14 protein-coding genes are annotated in these 17,285 nt (G+C 48.5%); 6 read left to right on the forward strand and 8 right to left on the reverse strand.

Annotated features, from left to right (window positions below):
• Positions 1–87: 87 nt before the first annotated feature.
• From AADEFJLK_RS04845 to AADEFJLK_RS04860, 4 genes are all read left to right on the forward strand, one after another.
• A complete protein-coding gene (locus AADEFJLK_RS04845) occupies positions 88–996 on the forward strand; it encodes an NADP-dependent methylenetetrahydromethanopterin/methylenetetrahydrofolate dehydrogenase (protein WP_103973617.1) in 909 nt (302 codons plus the stop codon).
• A 40-nt stretch (positions 997–1,036) separates the two neighbouring features.
• Positions 1,037–1,942, forward strand: a complete 906-nt coding sequence (locus AADEFJLK_RS04850) for an NAD(P)-dependent methylenetetrahydromethanopterin dehydrogenase (RefSeq protein ID WP_088617849.1) — start codon at positions 1,037–1,039, stop codon at positions 1,940–1,942.
• A 145-nt stretch (positions 1,943–2,087) separates the two neighbouring features.
• Positions 2,088–2,792, forward strand: a complete 705-nt coding sequence (locus AADEFJLK_RS04855; protein WP_088617848.1) for a metallophosphoesterase family protein — start codon at positions 2,088–2,090, stop codon at positions 2,790–2,792.
• A gap of 117 nt (positions 2,793–2,909) precedes the next feature.
• Positions 2,910–4,250, forward strand: a complete 1,341-nt coding sequence (locus AADEFJLK_RS04860) for a cytochrome P450 (protein WP_103973474.1) — start codon at positions 2,910–2,912, stop codon at positions 4,248–4,250.
• Positions 4,251–4,343: 93 nt separating this feature from the next.
• On the opposite strand, the gene AADEFJLK_RS04865 is transcribed toward AADEFJLK_RS04860, so the two are convergent.
• The 8 genes from AADEFJLK_RS04865 to pssA all read right to left on the reverse strand — a co-directional run bounded on the left by AADEFJLK_RS04865 (position 4,344) and on the right by pssA (position 14,210).
• Complete coding sequence (locus AADEFJLK_RS04865) at positions 4,344–5,237, reverse strand: CPBP family intramembrane glutamic endopeptidase (protein WP_346222567.1); 894 nt, start codon at positions 5,235–5,237, stop codon at positions 4,344–4,346.
• Entirely contained in the window at positions 5,234–5,962 is a 729-nt protein-coding gene (locus tag AADEFJLK_RS04870) for a 16S rRNA (uracil(1498)-N(3))-methyltransferase (protein WP_103973475.1), read from the reverse strand. Before AADEFJLK_RS04870 ends, AADEFJLK_RS04865 begins: the two co-directional genes overlap by 4 nt.
• Positions 5,963–6,238: 276 nt before the next feature.
• Positions 6,239–8,956 (reverse strand): tetratricopeptide repeat protein, encoded by a 2,718-nt coding sequence (locus AADEFJLK_RS04875; RefSeq protein ID WP_103973476.1) that lies wholly within the window; start codon positions 8,954–8,956, stop codon positions 6,239–6,241.
• Between the two features lie 18 nt (positions 8,957–8,974).
• A complete protein-coding gene (locus AADEFJLK_RS04880; RefSeq protein WP_103973477.1) occupies positions 8,975–10,309 on the reverse strand; it encodes an ATP-binding protein in 1,335 nt (444 codons plus the stop codon).
• A 152-nt stretch (positions 10,310–10,461) separates the two neighbouring features.
• Positions 10,462–11,001, reverse strand: coding sequence for a ribosomal protein S18-alanine N-acetyltransferase (gene rimI / locus AADEFJLK_RS04885; RefSeq protein WP_088617845.1), 540 nt, complete (start codon positions 10,999–11,001; stop codon positions 10,462–10,464).
• 22 nt (positions 11,002–11,023) lie between these two features.
• Complete coding sequence (locus tag AADEFJLK_RS04890; protein ID WP_103973478.1) at positions 11,024–11,773, reverse strand: uracil-DNA glycosylase; 750 nt, start codon at positions 11,771–11,773, stop codon at positions 11,024–11,026.
• A gap of 48 nt (positions 11,774–11,821) precedes the next feature.
• The gene (locus AADEFJLK_RS04895) at positions 11,822–13,366 is read right to left on the reverse strand and encodes a 2-isopropylmalate synthase (protein WP_103973619.1); all 1,545 of its coding nucleotides are present in this window, start codon (positions 13,364–13,366) and stop codon (positions 11,822–11,824) included.
• Between the two features lie 103 nt (positions 13,367–13,469).
• Positions 13,470–14,210 (reverse strand): CDP-diacylglycerol--serine O-phosphatidyltransferase, encoded by a 741-nt coding sequence (gene pssA, locus AADEFJLK_RS04900; RefSeq protein ID WP_088617842.1) that lies wholly within the window; start codon positions 14,208–14,210, stop codon positions 13,470–13,472.
• Between the two features lie 478 nt (positions 14,211–14,688).
• Here pssA and AADEFJLK_RS04905 point away from each other — a divergent pair, with 478 nt between their 5' ends.
• Together AADEFJLK_RS04905 and AADEFJLK_RS25010 are read left to right on the forward strand one after the other, a co-directional pair.
• Positions 14,689–15,090 carry a PilZ domain-containing protein gene (locus tag AADEFJLK_RS04905; protein ID WP_088617841.1) on the forward strand — a complete coding sequence of 134 codons (402 nt, stop codon included), beginning with the start codon at positions 14,689–14,691 and terminating at the stop codon, positions 15,088–15,090.
• 1,148 nt (positions 15,091–16,238) lie between these two features.
• Entirely contained in the window at positions 16,239–17,273 is a 1,035-nt protein-coding gene (locus AADEFJLK_RS25010; protein ID WP_211299142.1) for a hypothetical protein, read from the forward strand.
• Positions 17,274–17,285 lie beyond the last annotated feature (12 nt).

Consider the following 17,285-nt stretch of genomic DNA (forward strand, 5'->3'; position numbering starts at 1 on the left):
GAAATTCATAACGGCATTGTTATTCTCGGTTTTTTTCTTTTATACTTGCCAGCTAACTTTACGCCTATCTACCAACAGGGAGCTATCATGGAAAAACCATTTATCTTACACATGCTGACGACAGCAAAAAACCTCAGCCCATTCGATGTTAACATGGCTCTGGATGCCGGTTGGGTTTCCGCTTTGCCTTACATTAATGTTGAACCTAGCGAGGTACAGGGCTTAGTTCAGGATGCGATTTTTTCGCGTAGCACCAAAAACCTCAAGCGGACAGGCATTTTTATCGGCGGACGCGACACCAAACAAGCGATGGACATGCTCAAAACCGCCAAACGCTCGATGGTACCGCCTTTTGAAGTATCCGTATTTGCCGACCCTAGCGGCGCGTTCACCACAGCGGCAGGCATGGTCGCCGCTGTCGAACATGAACTCTTCACCAAATTTAACACCACCTTAGAAGGCAAAACCATTTTGGCGCTGGGGGGCACCGGTCCGGTCGGCCAAGCGGCGGCGGTCATTTCCGCACAAGCCGGCGCGAATGTGCGCATTATCGGCAGACAATTGGATAAAGCCCAAGCTATTGCCGATTTGTGCAGCAATGAGTTTGGCGATGGTAAAATCACCATTACCGCCGGAGCCGATGCCGATAAGGCCGAATACATCAAAACTGCCGACGTGGTGTTTGCCACAGGCGCGGCAGGTATCGAACTGTTAAGCGCCGAACTGATCGCTTCCGCCCCCCAACTGAAAGTTGCCGCCGACGTTAACGCCGTACCGCCTGCCGGTATCGCGGGTGTCGATGCCTTCGATAACGGCACCCTCATACCCGCCTCTACCAGCGGCGCAGTCGGCATTGGCGCGTTGGCGATAGGCAACATTAAATACCAAGCGCAAAATCTTTTATTAAAAAGTATGCTCAGCACCGACAAACCGTTATACCTGCATTTTGAACATGCTTTTGCTGTGGCCAGAGATTACATAAAATCCCAAGCCTAATCCGCTTACCTTTCAACCCGTCACTTTATGAGAATGTCTAATGGAAAAACGTAGCATTTTACACATGCTGGACCCCATGCCGCACAACAGCCCGTTCGACATTAATATGGCCATGGACGCTGGCTTTGATGTGCTGATGCCCTATAGCAATGTCAAACTCGACAGCGTTTATGGCTTGACTCAGGACGCTATCTTTTCACGGGGCCCTGCGGGTGTCAGACGCACCGGCATATTTATCGGTGGCCGTGATCTGGGGCTGGCGATGGATATGCTTAAAGCCAGCCAGCAAGCGATGGTACCGCCTTTTGAAGTGTCGGTGTTTGCCGACCCCAGCGGCGCATTCACTACGGCCGCCGCCTTGGTCGCCTGCGTGGAAAAACAACTCCAAAGCCAGCATGGTAAGGCTTTGTCCGACTGCAAGGCCTTGGTGTTTGGCGGTACGGGGCCGGTGGGTATTGCCACCGGCGTGATTGCTTCCCTGGCAGGGGCGCAAACTGCCTTAGTCGACCATCTCTCGGCAGAAACCGCCGACGATGTCGCCAAAGCCTACAACCGCCGGTTTGCCTGCACCCTGACCGGGGCGTGCGGACGCACGGATGCCGAAAAGGCCGAACTGCTGCGTGATGCCGACATTATTTTCTGTACTGCTAAAGCCGGTATCCAAGTGCTGAACGCCGCCACATTGGAAACCGCCTTACAGCTTAAAGTTGCGGGTGATGTCAATGCCGTGCCGCCAGCAGGCATTGAAGGTATTAAGCGCAATGACCTAGGCACACCCCTGCGTCATGCCAACCCCGACCTGAATGCAGTCGGGGTCGGTGCCTTAGCCGTCGGCAATGTGAAATATCAGTTGCAAAATGAGCTGTTAAGGCTGATGCTAACCGCCGAAAAACCGCAGTATCTGGATTTTAGGGCGGCATTTGGCAAAGCCAGAGAGCTTGTTTAAGGCGTTTTTTTTTAGAATGGGCAATCCTGACAATTGCCCATTCAGCAACTATACTGATACCAGAGGACACAAAAACCCACGGGCAATAACGGCAATACACTGTTATTTTTGGCATGAGGGTTAATACCACAGATGGTGTGACAACATGAGCCAATACGACAGACTATTATTTGCCGGCGACCCGCACGGAAACTTTAACGCCCTGATTACCGCCGTACACAAGCACCGCCCGGAAGCGGTGGTGATGCTGGGTGACTATGATCTTGAACAGCCTTTAGAAACCTATTTGGCGGAGATTCTCGACCTGACCCAGGTCTGGTGGATTGCGGGTAATCACGATTTTGAAACGCCCTGCAAATACCATAACCTGTTCCATTCCGCCCTGGCTCATAAGAGCCTGCACCTTAAAGTCACCGAAGTGGCGGGACTACGGATTGCCGGGCTAGGCGGCATTTTCTTAGGGCGGGTCTGGTATCCGCCGCAAGTGCCGAAATGGCGCAACAAGCAGGAATACTTAGAGCATCAAGCCGCCCATATCAAAAATGCCGATATGTCGCTGAAATACCGTTCGGCAATTTGGCATGACGAATTTGAAGCGCTCAGAAGCCTTAAGGCCGACATCCTCGTCACTCACGAGGCGCCAGGTTCACATCGGCACGGTTTTGCCGTTATTGGCGAACTGGCCGCCGCTATGGGCGTAAAACATATTTTTCACGGCCATTTGCATGAAAATTACACCCGCATCATCAAACAACACATCCATGTGTTTGGCGTAGCAAACCGGACGGTCACTAATTTACGCGGCCAAATCGTCAGCGACATCAAAGCCTGCCATGACTTCTCTTATTAAACCCTCCGCCCCCGCTTAAAGGCTAGACCCTTAGGCGGCTTCTCCAGCTTGTCGTTTTTAACCCGCATCTAAATTGAATGGCCTGAACGCCTTAACCATTAACTGAAGAGCAACCGCATGAGCGACTTTATCCCCCCCTACCCTATCCGCCACCCGAAAACCTTAGGTGGTTTAGATACCATTAAGCACCTGCGCCGCGATTTGCTGTCATTCTGGACAGAAAATGCCTTTACCCGCAAGTTCATCACCATGAAACTGCTCAACCGCACGCTGATTATCGCCAACTTACCTGAGGCGGTGAATTATATTTTAATCCAACATTATGATAATTATCAGAAAAAAAGCTCCTTGATGCAAAAAAGCCTGATGCCGTTAATACCGGACAGCCTGCTGATTAGCCACGGGGATCTTTGGCAAAAGCACAGCCACCTCATCAGACCTTTTTTCGGCCCCGAACAGCTCACTACATTCAGTGCCGTGATGCAGCAAACCCTGCACGAACAGCAAGAACGCTGGGGCAAACTGCCGACCACCAACACCTTACCCATGCTGCCGGAAATGCGTGCCTTAAGCGCGACCATGCTGTGCCGCATCCTCTTTGGCTCCCAGATAAGCGACGCGGACTGCCAAGCCTTAACCAAAAGCGTGGCCGCGTACCTGCATAGCATTGAAGACTTGGACGTTAACACCTTTTTCGGCTTACCCACCTGGGTACCGAGCTTGGGCGGCAACAAAAGCGGCAAAGCCGCCAAAGCGGTGCATGAGTGCATAGACAAAATCATCGCCACTTATAGCCCAGCTAACACCAACTCCTTACTGGGGTTATTCCTTAGCTTGCCCGACTTAAGCCCCGCCCAAATCCGCCATGAACTGCTGGCATTTTTTCTGGCCGGTTACGATACCACCGCCACTACCCTCACCTGGGTCTGGTATTTGCTCGCCCAATGCCCCGATGTCGAACAACGCCTACACCAAGAAATCGACAGCGTGCTAAACGACACCGAGGCCTTGGCTGATCTGCCCACACAACTGCCCTACACCCGCGCCATCATCGACGAAACCCTGCGCCTGTATCCGCCCTTCCCGATGCTGTCACGCGAAGCCGCTGCCCCCGACACCTTTCACGACAAACCCATTCCTGCCGGCGCCACTATACTTATCGTGCCTTGGCTGTTGCACCGCCATAAAGCCTACTGGGAAAAACCCGACCACTTCATCCCCGAACGCTTTCTGGCCGATGCACCTGTTAAACCGACCCCTTTCACCTACCTGCCGTTTGGCTTCGGGGCGAGGGAGTGCGTCGCCAAACAGTTCAGCACTTTGCAACTAACCCTGTCCGTAGCCCTATTGGCGCAACACTTCCGCCCACAAACCAAACCTGGGTTAAAAGTTACCCCTATCTGCAAAGTCACCCTAAGCCCAGACAATGACGTACCCATGACAATAGTAAAGCGGTAAGCCTATTTGCCGCTACCTCGGCACAGCCACCAGTCAGGCCTTTCAGGTTTTGGCAACCTGAAAGGCCTGACTGGTCATAACGGAATTACCCCTTTACGCATTTTTGGAGCCAGTAGTGCTGTATCTATGCCGCCAAAACCCATACCCCAACACCGCCAGCAACAGCCACACCGTCACTAACGGCCCAATCACCCCATCATAACGGCTGACCAGAAACGCATAATCGGCGTTAAAATCGGTGTTGAACACCGTCTTGTTCATTTTTATCAGCGTCACCCAGCAGGTATGGCAACCGATGCACAAGCCTAAACTGGCTTGGCGTTCCGTCCGCAGCAACCCTAAAAACACCCCGACCATCAACAAGGCCAAAAACGCGCTAAAAATATCAGGATTGAGCAAATTGGCGAACGCATCGGCCAGCAGGCCAAACGTACCGCCTAAAGTCAGTTCCGACGCGGGGATGTTATGCGGGCTTTTAATAAAATGCAGACAACCATAATAGGCGGCACTGATGATAATCGCCGCCGGAACAGGTAGTTTGCGCAGCAAACCCGCCAATAAAATGCCCCGGAACAGCGGCTCTTCAATCAAAGAAATTAACAAGGACAACAATACCGCCAGACTGGCTTTGCCGAAAAACCAACTCAGCGTCCAGGCTTGCGATTCATCCAAGACATTGATTTTTAGCACCGTCAAGACAATAAACACGGGCATTAAGGTGGCAAAGCCCAAGCCGAAGCCTTGCAACAATTGCCTGCCAAACTGCTTACGGCCAGCAAAACCCAAATCGGTTTTATTCAACTTAAGCCAAGCCATCGCCGGAAAAATGCTCAGCACTAACAAGGCTTGGGTGGTTTTATTGATGACTTTCTGTACCGACCAGGTATCGAACACCTGCACCAGCAAAAACCCGCCGAGACTGGCGATAACCGCCGCACCCAACAACACCCCCAGCGGCACCAGCGCGTAATAGACCGAACGCATCATTTAAAATCGCCCCATAACATCTGCACCGCCGCCAAAGCCGTCAGCGAGGCCGTTTCTGTCCGTAAAATGCGGCTGCCTAAGCGCACCGGGATAAACCCCGCCGCTTGGGCAATCTCGCGCTCTTGCGCACTAAATCCGCCTTCCGGCCCGGTCAGCAAAGTCACTTGCATAGCCTCCGGTTGCAACTGAGCTAACGAGGTTTGCGCATACGGGTCAAGAAACACCCGCAAGCCCTGTTGCTGACCGACCCAACTTGCCAGCGGCGCAATCTCGGTCAAAGCAGGCACAACCGTCCGGCCACTTTGCTCGGCGGCGTGTTGGACGATTTTCTGCCAATGCAGCAAACGCTGGGGCTTTTTTTCGCCCTTAAACTGCACCACACAACGCTCGGTCATTAAAGGCGTAATCCGGTTCACCCCCAATTCCACCGCTTTTTGCACCGACCAGTCCATCCTATCGCCCCGCGCAATCCCCAAGCCTAAATTAACCTGTAGCGGCGATTCGACACTACGTTCTTGCCGCGCCCCGATAGCCACCGCCACCGCCTTACGCCCCACCTCCTCAACCCGCGCCAAATACTCGCCGCCGTCGCCGTTAAACAAAATCAGCTCATCCGCTTTTTTTAAGCGCAGCACCGTCCGCAAATAATGGCCGCTGTCATCGTCCAAGTCGATAGTGTCACCTTGCGCCAACGGCAAAGCGGTGTAGAGTCTGGAAACACGCATGATAGTTTTTTAGGGGGGTACGGAATAAAAAAGGCGGGGGAATGGTTGGGCAAAGTGGCGCTAAGGGCGATGGTTATATCGTGCAATGGCTGAAGACCATTGCACTCCGTTCGGTGCGGCCTCTCCAGTGGAGTGCAAAGGCCTTTAGCCTTTGCCGAGGGCTTTAACCTCGCGCCTAACCGTCCACCCTTCGACGACCAACGGAAGTCCCTGTGGGACAAGCTCAGGCCGAACGATTAATCCTAAAACCGAAAAGTTGACCGTTCAGAGTATATACTACCGCCAGTTTTGACTGGCCGATAGCGTAAAAGGATTAGCGGCAGTTTTTGTCTGTAAAGCCCCTAAGGTTAAGTCCATACTCGGTAGATAATTAGTCAGCAAATCCACACCGTTATCTTGATAAGCTAATAAGCCTTGCTTTTTAACCGGAGATTTTTCTTTAGCAACCGTGGCATTTGTTTCATCTGAGTGGGTCAATAATTGAAAATCCGCATTCGCTGTTAAACTGGCAAAATCGCTATGCTCGGCGGCTTGCCCAGCGTAGGCCGGATTTAAACTAATCGCTTGGCTTAAATCCGTTAACGCAGCATTGGCCTCACCCAATAAAGCATAACAACACGCACGGTTATAAAAAGCCGAGGCATCTGTTGCATTGGTTTGAATCAATTCATCATAAGCCTGTAGGGCTTTGCGGCATTCAAGCATTGCTTCATCGTTATAATTGACCATGAATAATGCACGGCTATTCTTAAGTGCCGCTTCACCTTTATTAGGATTAAATTGGGTTGCCTTAGCAAAATCAGCTAAAACTTGTTTTTTGGGCTTACCCAATGTTGCATTTAGCCATCCATGCAAAAACCAAGCTTGCGCACAACTAGGCTTTAAGCGTATGGCCTGATTTAAATATACTATGGCAGTTTTGCTGTCTTTTAACTGAATCGCTGCCATAGCGGACTGCACATATAAATCAACATTGTTTTTATCTAAACGCATAGCAGATTTATAGCATTCTACGGCCTCTTGGTAACGTCTTAATTGAATAAAACACCCCGCTTTAAACAGCCAGTAATATGTATCGTGATTTGATTTATCAACAACCTCCAAAGCTTGCTCATAAAACTTCAATTTAACCAAAATCATTGCCTTGGCAAGATAAAGTTTCTTATGCTTCTCTTTTAGCTTTATAGCCATATTAATAGCCTTTAAGGCAAAATCAAACTCTCCTACAGCAGCTTTCGCGAAACAAAGAGCATAATAAATATCAAATAAATCTGGATTGATGGCAATAGCTTTTTGCGAAGCAACAATAACAGCTTCATTCTTACTATAATCCGAAATATTTACGCCAAAATTTGTTTCTTTTTCAGATGTTAGATATATGTACGCATATCTTTTATTAGTTAAATATCCAATAAAATCAACCCAAGCCTGAGCTTTATCATCTGATTGCTCAACCACCTTTTCAAAACTATCTATAGCCTCTTCACACCTGCCTAATTCACTTAAAACGCGGCTCCGCGCAGCCCATGATTTAACATTTTCTGGCGATAATGCCAACGCTTTATCGTAACAGACTAAAGCTTCTTCATAACGCTTAAGCTTAACTAATGCAGTACCTTTGTTATGCCAAATATTGTAGTTATTCGCTTGCTTTTGGATAGCCTTCTCGTAATCATCTACAGCTTCTGCATATTTTTCTAAATGGCAAGCTGCTTCGGCTCGGATACTTAAAATACGCCAATCATCGGCTTTGAGTTGCAGGGCTTGATCACAATTAACCATTACGTCTTTGTAGTGTTTCAATCTTAATAAAACAACACTTTTTCTAAAAAAAAGATTAAAATCATTCCCATCTAATGCGATAGCCTTATTGTAACTGCTTAAAGCCTCGGGATACCTTTCTAAATCTTCTAAGATATGCCCTCGGAGTTGCCATATACTTGCATTTTTTGGGGCTATTTTTTTAGCGTCATCAAGGCTTTTCAACGCGCCTTTATAGTCTTTGCTTACCGCTAAAATAAAACCATGCAACCACCAACTAAATGCGGCTTGTGGCCGGAGCTTAGTTAACTGTTCGGCGCTTTCCACTGCTTCTACCGTTCTTTTTAAATTTAGTAAAATAACACACCGTAACAGCCAAAAACTTCCTTTTTCGCTATTGTTTGCTAAAGCTCCATCAACTCTCCCTAAAGCCTCTTCCATGCGCCCTAAATTTTGCAAAAAAACCACACTGGTTTCCAAAGCAAAAGAATCATCCGCTTTTATTTGCAGAACCTTATCACAACTGATTATGCCCTCCTCGTACATATCGCTTAAGCCCAATAAGCTAATATGCTTATGATAAAGCTCAATCCTATCCGCCTCCGACTGATTAGGCTCAGCAATTAAGGCTTGAATTTCCAGTAACTCCTGATGCCGCTGTGCCTCCGTCAATTCCTGATAATTATCAAAATCCTTTGATAAAATTTTAGCAATTTCCTGCTTAAGCAAATTCTCTTCGGTGGCAAACTCAAACACCCCCGAACGCCAATCAAAAAAATCAGGGGCGCGTAGAATGAAATACCTTAACGCAAATAAAGGCAACAAAAACACAAAACGGGTATTTTTAAACGACTCACGAAAGCGCTCGCGCTGCAAGTTAAGATGCCCCAATATCCTAGGGACGCTGTCTTCCTTATAATAATTGCCCCGTCCGCCGTAACCGGGTTTGATATATTCGACTAGAGATTTTTCTAAGCCCTGAATAAACAACACATCGACAGGCTGATCTTGGACGATTGCCTCAACTTTTGCATATAGATTATCAATCGGCTCTTCCAACACCAACGAAACGAAGGCCTGAGAAGGCATGTCTTTTTCTACCCGCGCGATAAGACGCTCCGCCTGGATAGGCGTACAGACGGCAAAAAACAGCCCGAAACCTTCCTGCCATTGCAAGGCGCGGGCAAAAGTCTGGTAGTCTTCTTCGTCTAATAAAGGGTCTTCTAAGGACATGATTGCGCCTTTTTCCCGCTATATCGCGCTAAGGGCTTGTTGAAACTGGTTAAGCTCCTCAATCAAGGGGTGGACATCGTACCATGTGGTAATCTTCTGGTCGTCATCGACTTCCCGATACTCCAAGACACAACGGTCAAACAATAAACGCCGATAATCGTCTTTATTCGATAAATCTTTTGTTTTATGAACCTTTGCCAATTTCTCCCAATCCGCATCTGCAACCGTCCGCCGATACACATCACGCATTTCCGACAAAGCGCGGCGCATCGCTTTAACAGTTACCGGTAAGCCAGATGTCCTGATAATTGAGGCATGGAATAACAAAATTAAATTGCGCACATGACCACCGCTCCTTAAACACAACTCTTCCAAAACGCTTTGATCTTCAAATACAGCCTCTAATGTGAGTGTGGAATCTATTTTGATAATGCGCTGTTCAATAATGCGTTTAAGTTTGTTTATACCTTGAGGATTTTCAGTGCGGACAATTGCACCCGTATCATCTTTTGCATAATCCCATACCTTAATCATCGGCAATATTTCTATGGCTCCGTAACAGTCAATAAGCCGGATGGCCCTTTGCGAATACGCCATAGAAATCGGTACGGTGTAAATCACATGACAATTTAATGCCCTTAATTGCTCGCTACGATCCAGAAAAATCTCATCGTGATTAAGATTATGGGTATCCGCATTGGTAACGGGGACAATACGGTCTAAATTATCGGCGATCAGAACCACTTTGCCTTGCCATTGCGGCGTTTTTTGCATGGCCTCAGCAATAAATTCATTAAGCGCTTCTATTAAGGACACCGTATAAGGATCCACTTCATTACGGATTTTTTGCCTCAAACTGGGAACAGTCCTTAAATTGGCGGTGATTTTGGCAAAAATCTCAATCGAAATGTCCTCTATTTCGACTTCTGTCGCCGCCAACTCTTTTAGCGATTGCCAGCGCGATTTCAGCCACGCGACCACCGGATTGTTTTTTTGGTCGGCATTTAATGATTGCAGCAAACGGCGGGTACAGGCCAGTAAAATATCCGTGTAACGGGCATCCTCTGGGTCAATATCTTCTTCATCAGCCGAAAAATAAACTACCTTATAATCAAGATCTTCAAGATACTGTTTTAACCGTAACAGTTCGGTTGATTTCCCCGCACCGCGTAGCCCTGTATACAATAGGCAAGTGGATTTATCGGAAAATACAATTTTCCGCCCCATTTCCTGCAAAATATCACAGTCGCCGCGTAATTCCTGACAATCGACATAAGCAGAATTGCCCGCATCCAACGGCTGCGGCTCAAAAGCGTTATAGAGCTTTCTTAATACAGACGGATCAATAGGCATAACTTAACTTCCTATGGTTAGGGCTTATATAATGCGAGATATTTTAAAATACGGGGAGTTGCGCTCTGCAAGCCAACGTCACACCTAATAAATGACATACGCCCAACCCATCGTGCAATGGCTAAAGACCATTGCACTCCGCTTAAACGGCCTTAAAACAACTGCAAAGCCAACATAATCGCGTCTTCACGGCCATTTTCGGCGGGGTAGTAGTTTTTGCGGATGCCGATTTCGTTAAAGCCCATGTCTTCGTATAAGGCAATCGCCACCTCATTGGAGGGGCGGACTTCTAAAAATACGGTCTCCGCCCTGCCCCTGACACTATCAATCAAATGCTGGAGCATTTTCCGGCCTATGCCTTGCTTTTGCTCGGCGGGATCTACGGAAATATTCAGGATATGCGCTTCGCCGACCGCGACCGACAGCAGGCAATAGCCCAACACCCGATCTAGCTCTTCGCACACCCAACAGCTATAGCCGGATTTTAGGCAGTCTTCAAAAATGTCCTCTTCCCAAGGGAACAGATAATTTTGCCTTTCAATCGCCAAGACTTGCGGCAAGTCCGCCATGCCCATCCGCCTCATGCGGAACAAATCCCGGCGCGGCACCGAACCGGGAAAGACTTTGGCATAAAACTCCTTGTCGGCATCATAGACGACCAAGGTCTTGAGTTTATCGAATAAATCGCGCATGGTGGGCTTCCTTTTCTTCTTCTTATTGTTGTGCTTTTACGGTGTGCAGTGCCAATTGCAAATCTTGCCAGGCTTTGCGCTTTTCCGGCAATGACCGCAACAAATAGGCAGGGTGGTAAACGACCACGACCGGAACCCCGTGCAAGGTATGCACCTTCCCCCTGAGTTTCCCTAAGGGCGCGTCAGTCGCCAATAAGGTTTGCGCGGCGATACGCCCGACCGCCAAAATGATTTTCGGGCGGATCAGGGCAATTTGCCGTTGCAAATAGCCTTGGCAGCTTGCCACTTCATCGACATGCGGGTCGCGGTTATTGGGCGGGCGGCATTTGACGATATTGGTGATGAACACCTCGTCACGGCTAAGGCCGAGGGCGCGGATCATTTCCGTCAGCAATTGCCCGGCATTGCCGACAAACGGCAAGCCCTGTTCATCTTCATGCTGGCCCGGGCCTTCGCCGATCAACAGCCAATCCGCCATCTTATCGCCCGACCCGAACACGGTGTTGTTACGAGTGTTGCATAAGCCGCAACGGGTGCAAGCAGCAACTTCGGCAGCCAGCACCTCCCAATTGTCTGCGCCAGCATCAGCCGCGCCAATATCCGCTAAGGGCTGCGGTTCCGGCGGCGCAGGCAACTCGGCCAACGCTTGCGGTTCGGGCAAAGGCGGCACAGGCTCCGCCGCGCTTAGCTCCGGCACTACGCTAGCCGCCCTAGGCAACCAAACGTCGATACCCATAGCCTCTAAGTAGTGCAGACGTAGCGTGTTATCCATAATAATCCATGATCCCGCCCAAACCGTCTGGGCTAGCCAAGAGCGGCCTTATACCTCAGCCATCTGCGGATGCTGGCGTTCGTTAGGCTGGTGCAGCTTATTGACGGCATTAATATAAGCCTTCGCCGAAGCCACGACAATATCCGTATCCGCGCCCAAACCGTTAACAATACGGCCTGCTTTTTCCAGCCGCACCGTCACTTCACCTTGCGCGTCGGTACCGTTAGTGATGTTATTGACCGAATACAGCGCCAAAGTGGCTTCGGTTTTTACCAATTGCTCGATCGCTTTTAAGGTGGCATCGACCACGCCGCCGCCTTCGGCACAGCCGACCGCTTCTTTATTATCAATACGCAAGGTCACTTGCGCGTTAGGAACTTCGCCCGTTTCGGAACAGACTTTTAACGAAATCAGCTTAACGCGCTCTTCCTCGCCTTCGGTGCTGGTTTCGGAAATTAACGCCTGTAAATCTTCGTCAAAAATCTCATGTTTTTTATCGGCGAGCAATTTAAAGCGGGCAAATGCGTCGTTAATCTCGGCTTCGGAAGCAAATTCAAAACCCAGTTCGGTAATGCGGCTCTTAAACGCATTGCGCCCCGAATGCTTGCCCAACACCATACGGTTAGCCGACCAGCCGACATCTTCCGCCCGCATAATTTCATAAGTTTCGCGGCTTTTTAACACGCCATCCTGATGGATACCCGCCTCGTGGGCAAAGGCATTGGCACCGACAATGGCTTTATTAGGCTGTACCGGAAAACCGGTAATGGTCGACACCAGCTTGGAACAGGTCAAAATTTCGCGGGTGTCGATACGGGTTTGGCAAGCAAACACGTCCTGGCGGGTGCGCACCGCCATCACCACTTCTTCTAAAGACGCATTGCCTGCCCGCTCGCCCAAACCGTTGATGGTACACTCAACCTGCCGGGCACCGTTCATGACCGCCGATAAGGAGTTCGCCACTGCCAACCCTAAATCATTATGGCAATGCACGGAAAAAATCGCCTTGTCCGCATTAGGGATACGCGCCATCAGGTTGGCGATGGTCGCGCCGAATTGCTGCGGAATGCTGTAACCGACGGTGTCGGGGATATTCAAGGTGGTCGCGCCCGCGTCAATTACCGCTTCCAAGATGCGGCACAAAAAATCCTCTTCGGAACGTCCGGCATCTTCGGGGGAAAACTCGACATCATCGGTATATTGCCGCGCCCGCTTCACCGCCCGCACTGCGTATTCAATCACCTGCTCCGGCGACATGTTCAGCTTCATCTGCATGTGGATCGGCGAGGTGGCGATAAAGGTGTGGATACGGCGGCGGCCCGCCTGTTTTAAGGCCTCCCCGGCACGGTCAATATCCTTATCCAACGCCCGCGCCAAACCGCACACGGTACTGTCCTTGATGATTTTCGCCACCGCCTGCACTGCCTCAAAATCGCCGGGGCTGGCAGCCGGAAAACCGGCTTCGATGACATCCACCTTCAACCGCTCCAAAGCTTTAGCAATGCGCACTTTCTCGTCGCGGGTCATGGATGCGCCTGGGCTTTGCTCGCCGTCGCGCAGGGTGGTGTCAAAAATGATTAATTGGTCTTTCATAAAAACGCCATTCATGGAGAAAAATCAACACAGCGTGTTGATACTAAATAAGTAAAAAATAAAGGGGGCTATCAGGCGGATGCAAACCGCCAGCCTGGACGCATCAGCCCTTACGCTCTTGCTTAATGCGCTTGCGTTGCACCAGCGTGATCACCGGACCGGAAACCGCGTAGGCCAAAAACAGCAAGAACAGCATGGTTTGCGGTTGCGCCATCACAAAGGCGATGCCCAACATCATGGCAATAGCGACAAAAAACGGCACTTTACCCTTTAAGTCGATAGACTTAAAGCTGGTGTAGCGGAAATTGCTGACCATCAGCAAGCCAGTGCCGATGGTTAAGGCAATCGCCACATATTTGACCATATCAATGGCGTATTGGTGTTCCAAACAAATCCAAATAAAGCCGGCCAAAATAGCCGCCGCCGCCGGACTCGCCAAGCCTTGGAAATAGCGTTTGTCCGCCGTTTCCAATTGGGTGTTAAACCGCGCCAGCCGTAAGGCCGCACCGGCGGTATGGACAAAAGCGGCAAACAAGCCTAAGCGCCCTAGGCTAGAAAACGCCCACAAATACATGACCAGAGCCGGAGCCACACCAAACGACACCATATCCGATAAGCTATCGTATTGCGCCCCAAATTCGCTTTGGGTATTGGTCAATCGGGCAACCCGGCCATCTAAGCCATCAAGAATCATAGCGACAAAGATGGCGATGACCGCGGTTTCATAGTGGGCGTTCATCGCCGAGGTGATAGCGTAAAAACCGGAAAACAGCGCACCTGTGGTAAACAGGTTGGGTAGTAAGTAGATGCCGCGACGGCGTATGGAGGTTTTTTCAGATGCCATGCTTGCAACCAATCCTTCGTAGTGACTAAAACTAATCAATTATACAATGGGCCAACTCACGATACCTAACAAAGGCTGATTTTTACATTTTTTTTACAGCAAAAGCGCTAACATTATCCCCACGCCATTTCACCATAGAGGGATTATTGCCACGCACTTTCTACCGGACAAAGCGGCAAAACCCGTAACTGACCGCCCAACATTCATTGGGCAATAGATCGGCCTACAAGAATTATCAACCTTACACAAGGAACCAAAACGTTTAAAAACAAGCTTAATCCCAATCAAACTTAACACCTTAAATACTATATAATTTTTATGGCTTTTGTATTAGACAAAATCAATAGCCAGTAGCCCTAATTTAGCTATTGCCCAACCGCCAATTTATACTACACTTGTACAAGTAAATTTGGACAAAGTAACGCACCATTGTGGTTTAATAACTCCTATACTCATTCCCTAGCTATACTATAGAGTCATGAAAAAAATTATAAAAACGCCGCAACCGGACAGACGCAAACGGATTGATAGACGGATACACAGCCGTGTACTGACCGAGATAGCCTTTGCCATGACGATCAACGGCCAAGAATATATCGGAAACATCGATAACATTAGCCTCAGCGGCGCGTTTTTATCGAACCTGCAACCGTACTTGGCGCCTGAGCTGATTTCGCAATCGGGTACAATTAACATTGAGTTCGACGGCGAGCAATTAAAGCTGGTGTGCGAGATAGTCTATATCGCACCGATGGATAACGAATTTTTCCCTATTGGCGCGGGGGTTATGTTTAACGGCACTGATGCGAAAACCCAAGCATCCATCAATAAATTAGCGTCTATGCTAGCGCTTGCCTTAGAAGAAGGGCGCGACACTTAAATCATTATGCAATATAGCTAACGCAGTATAAGTTGATTGTAAAGCCGTTCGCCTGTCCCCAGCCCCCCGCTTGTCGAAGGGCTATGGTGGTTCGACGACCAACGGAAGTCCCTGTGGGACAAGCTCACCACGAACGACATCATTTTATTGTGCTTTAGTTATATAGGGTTGCCGTTACAGACTACCCCCTTCCAGCTAAACCGCCTTTTGTCAACTGTACACTAAAATGACAGCTTGAAAAAGGCCGCTATTGCCCATCTTTGCGGGCATTTTCCCGAATTGCGGTACTTATCATACGGTATGATTGGCTTAGCCCTCCGACTAACTGCAATACCATCAGCATCTTATCCCTAATTGCCGTATTGTACACCTATGTATAGAGGCTAAAGCCAATTAACGGCATAGGCTCTCTACTAATCAAAGCCCATTTTTAACTCATGCACATATACTGTGAACGGCCAAGTTTTCGGCTTTTACAATTCACCGTAGGGTACGCTGTACCCTATCAAAAAACCGAAAACTTGACCGTTTGAAGTATACATTATGTCGCGTAATCAACTTTTAACCCTATATGTCCACCAATGGCAACCTATCAAAGGCGTTAATTTCAACAATGTCCATAGATTATTTTTTTGGAATCATCGTCAAAAATCACCTAAAAAAGTGAATAATTCTAAAGAAATGAAGAGACTGGGGGTTAAATTTTAACAAATTGCTCATAAATGATTAGTTTTTATAAGAGGAAGTTAAGTAGTTACAAAATTTAGTAAATCTAAAAATAGACTTTTCATCATTTTCATCATATTATATGACTTTGAAACTGGTCATAAACGCATCAATTAAGGGTAGGCTTTGGTTGGCGGCAAGTCTATGTAGCTTAACTGGGTTCGCCCTCTATATAAAAACCTTAAACTGAACAAGATTATTATGGTTATGGCCCGTTCAAGGATAAAATAGCGGCAGAAATGTTTGATAGGTTATTGGGGTAAACAGATGCGGTGCATTCGGAAAAAAGCCCACCTATCCTACACAGCCAAAAAGCCAGCCGCTTTTAAATTTTTTGGCTTTGTTTTTCTTAGGCTTCGGGATATATTGAACCGACTGGGAATAGCCCCGCTAATATCATATAGCCGCCAATTCTAAAATTAATGAATATAGAAAACGATAATTTTATTAGCCTTAAACTCATTGGCTTTAGAAAGCATGAGGCAGAAAAATTTTGCGCCATTCTTGATTTGGCTGAATTCGCCTTACAGCCTGCTTGGCAAATTGTCAAAACCGCCACTGCCGATTTTTATGTCGTTTATGACAAATCGCAAAGTGCTGCCTTAAAAAATCTACCGCGTGAACGCTGTTTTTTTTATGTCCCCGACCCCAGTAAAGGTCTTGACAATGGCCTACTGGTCGACAGTGACCGCACCCCCAGCTTACAGGCTTTAATCCCGCTGTTTAATCGGGTCGCCCAGCAGGCGTTGCCCGCTGCCACAGCTAAAACGGCACCTAAAGCAAAGCCCGAACAAAAGCCTGCACCCACTAGCCCGAAAGTACCTGCACCTACTGCTACCGTGCAACCGGCCAAACCACAGGCCCCGGCAAAAGCCCCAGAGTTTAACCCGCAACAAGGGCTACTAGGTATATTACTGACTGAGCAAAAGCAAGCTTTCGCCTTAACCTTGCAAGCACGGCCTACCGATAACCCTATTTTTATCTATCACGATAAAAAAGCCTATTATTCCCTTGCCCCTTTAGAGCAGCTTAAGCCATTTTTTAGTCTGGACAACCCTATCTTAGCAACCCCTTTATCCGTAGCCGAATTAGGCAAAGCCGTCAAAAAATCCGGCTTAACGGCGCTGCCGTTAAGCCAACTGATTTGGTATGCCGCATTTAACTTATCGCAAGGGCAGCTGCTACAGGGGCATTCCGGTCAAGAATTGGTACAATTGTCCCAACTGCCGTATCTGGGAAAAACTGACAGCTTGAGTTACCGAAAATTAGCGGAATTTTTGCATAAAAACACCGCCTCTTTAGAGCAGGCTGCGGAAGTGACGGGCACGCCCTTAGCGGTAGCAAACAATTTTTACAATGCCAGCTTCGTGGCAGGGTTGTTCGGAACAATTCCGGCCCCTGATAAGCAGAGCCTGTTTAGCAAACTAAAAAACCGCTTAAAACACCCTGGGGCTTAAGCGAATGCCTAT

Source organism: Methylovulum psychrotolerans (genome assembly GCF_002923755.1).
Taxonomy (GTDB): Bacteria; Pseudomonadota; Gammaproteobacteria; order Methylococcales; family Methylomonadaceae; genus Methylovulum; species Methylovulum psychrotolerans.

Coding starts and splice junctions, on each gene's coding strand:
- AADEFJLK_RS04845 (WP_103973617.1), top strand. CDS start 88: ATGGAAAAACCATTTATCTTACACATGCTGACGACAGCAAAAAACCTC.
- AADEFJLK_RS04850 (WP_088617849.1), top strand. CDS start 1,037: ATGGAAAAACGTAGCATTTTACACATGCTGGACCCCATGCCGCACAAC.
- AADEFJLK_RS04855 (WP_088617848.1), top strand. CDS start 2,088: ATGAGCCAATACGACAGACTATTATTTGCCGGCGACCCGCACGGAAAC.
- AADEFJLK_RS04860 (WP_103973474.1), top strand. CDS start 2,910: ATGAGCGACTTTATCCCCCCCTACCCTATCCGCCACCCGAAAACCTTA.
- AADEFJLK_RS04865 (WP_346222567.1), bottom strand. CDS start 5,237: ATGATGCGTTCGGTCTATTACGCGCTGGTGCCGCTGGGGGTGTTGTTG.
- AADEFJLK_RS04870 (WP_103973475.1), bottom strand. CDS start 5,962: ATGCGTGTTTCCAGACTCTACACCGCTTTGCCGTTGGCGCAAGGTGAC.
- AADEFJLK_RS04875 (WP_103973476.1), bottom strand. CDS start 8,956: ATGTCCTTAGAAGACCCTTTATTAGACGAAGAAGACTACCAGACTTTT.
- AADEFJLK_RS04880 (WP_103973477.1), bottom strand. CDS start 10,309: ATGCCTATTGATCCGTCTGTATTAAGAAAGCTCTATAACGCTTTTGAG.
- rimI (WP_088617845.1), bottom strand. CDS start 11,001: ATGCGCGATTTATTCGATAAACTCAAGACCTTGGTCGTCTATGATGCC.
- AADEFJLK_RS04890 (WP_103973478.1), bottom strand. CDS start 11,773: ATGGATAACACGCTACGTCTGCACTACTTAGAGGCTATGGGTATCGAC.
- AADEFJLK_RS04895 (WP_103973619.1), bottom strand. CDS start 13,366: ATGAAAGACCAATTAATCATTTTTGACACCACCCTGCGCGACGGCGAG.
- pssA (WP_088617842.1), bottom strand. CDS start 14,210: ATGGCATCTGAAAAAACCTCCATACGCCGTCGCGGCATCTACTTACTA.
- AADEFJLK_RS04905 (WP_088617841.1), top strand. CDS start 14,689: ATGAAAAAAATTATAAAAACGCCGCAACCGGACAGACGCAAACGGATT.
- AADEFJLK_RS25010 (WP_211299142.1), top strand. CDS start 16,239: ATGAATATAGAAAACGATAATTTTATTAGCCTTAAACTCATTGGCTTT.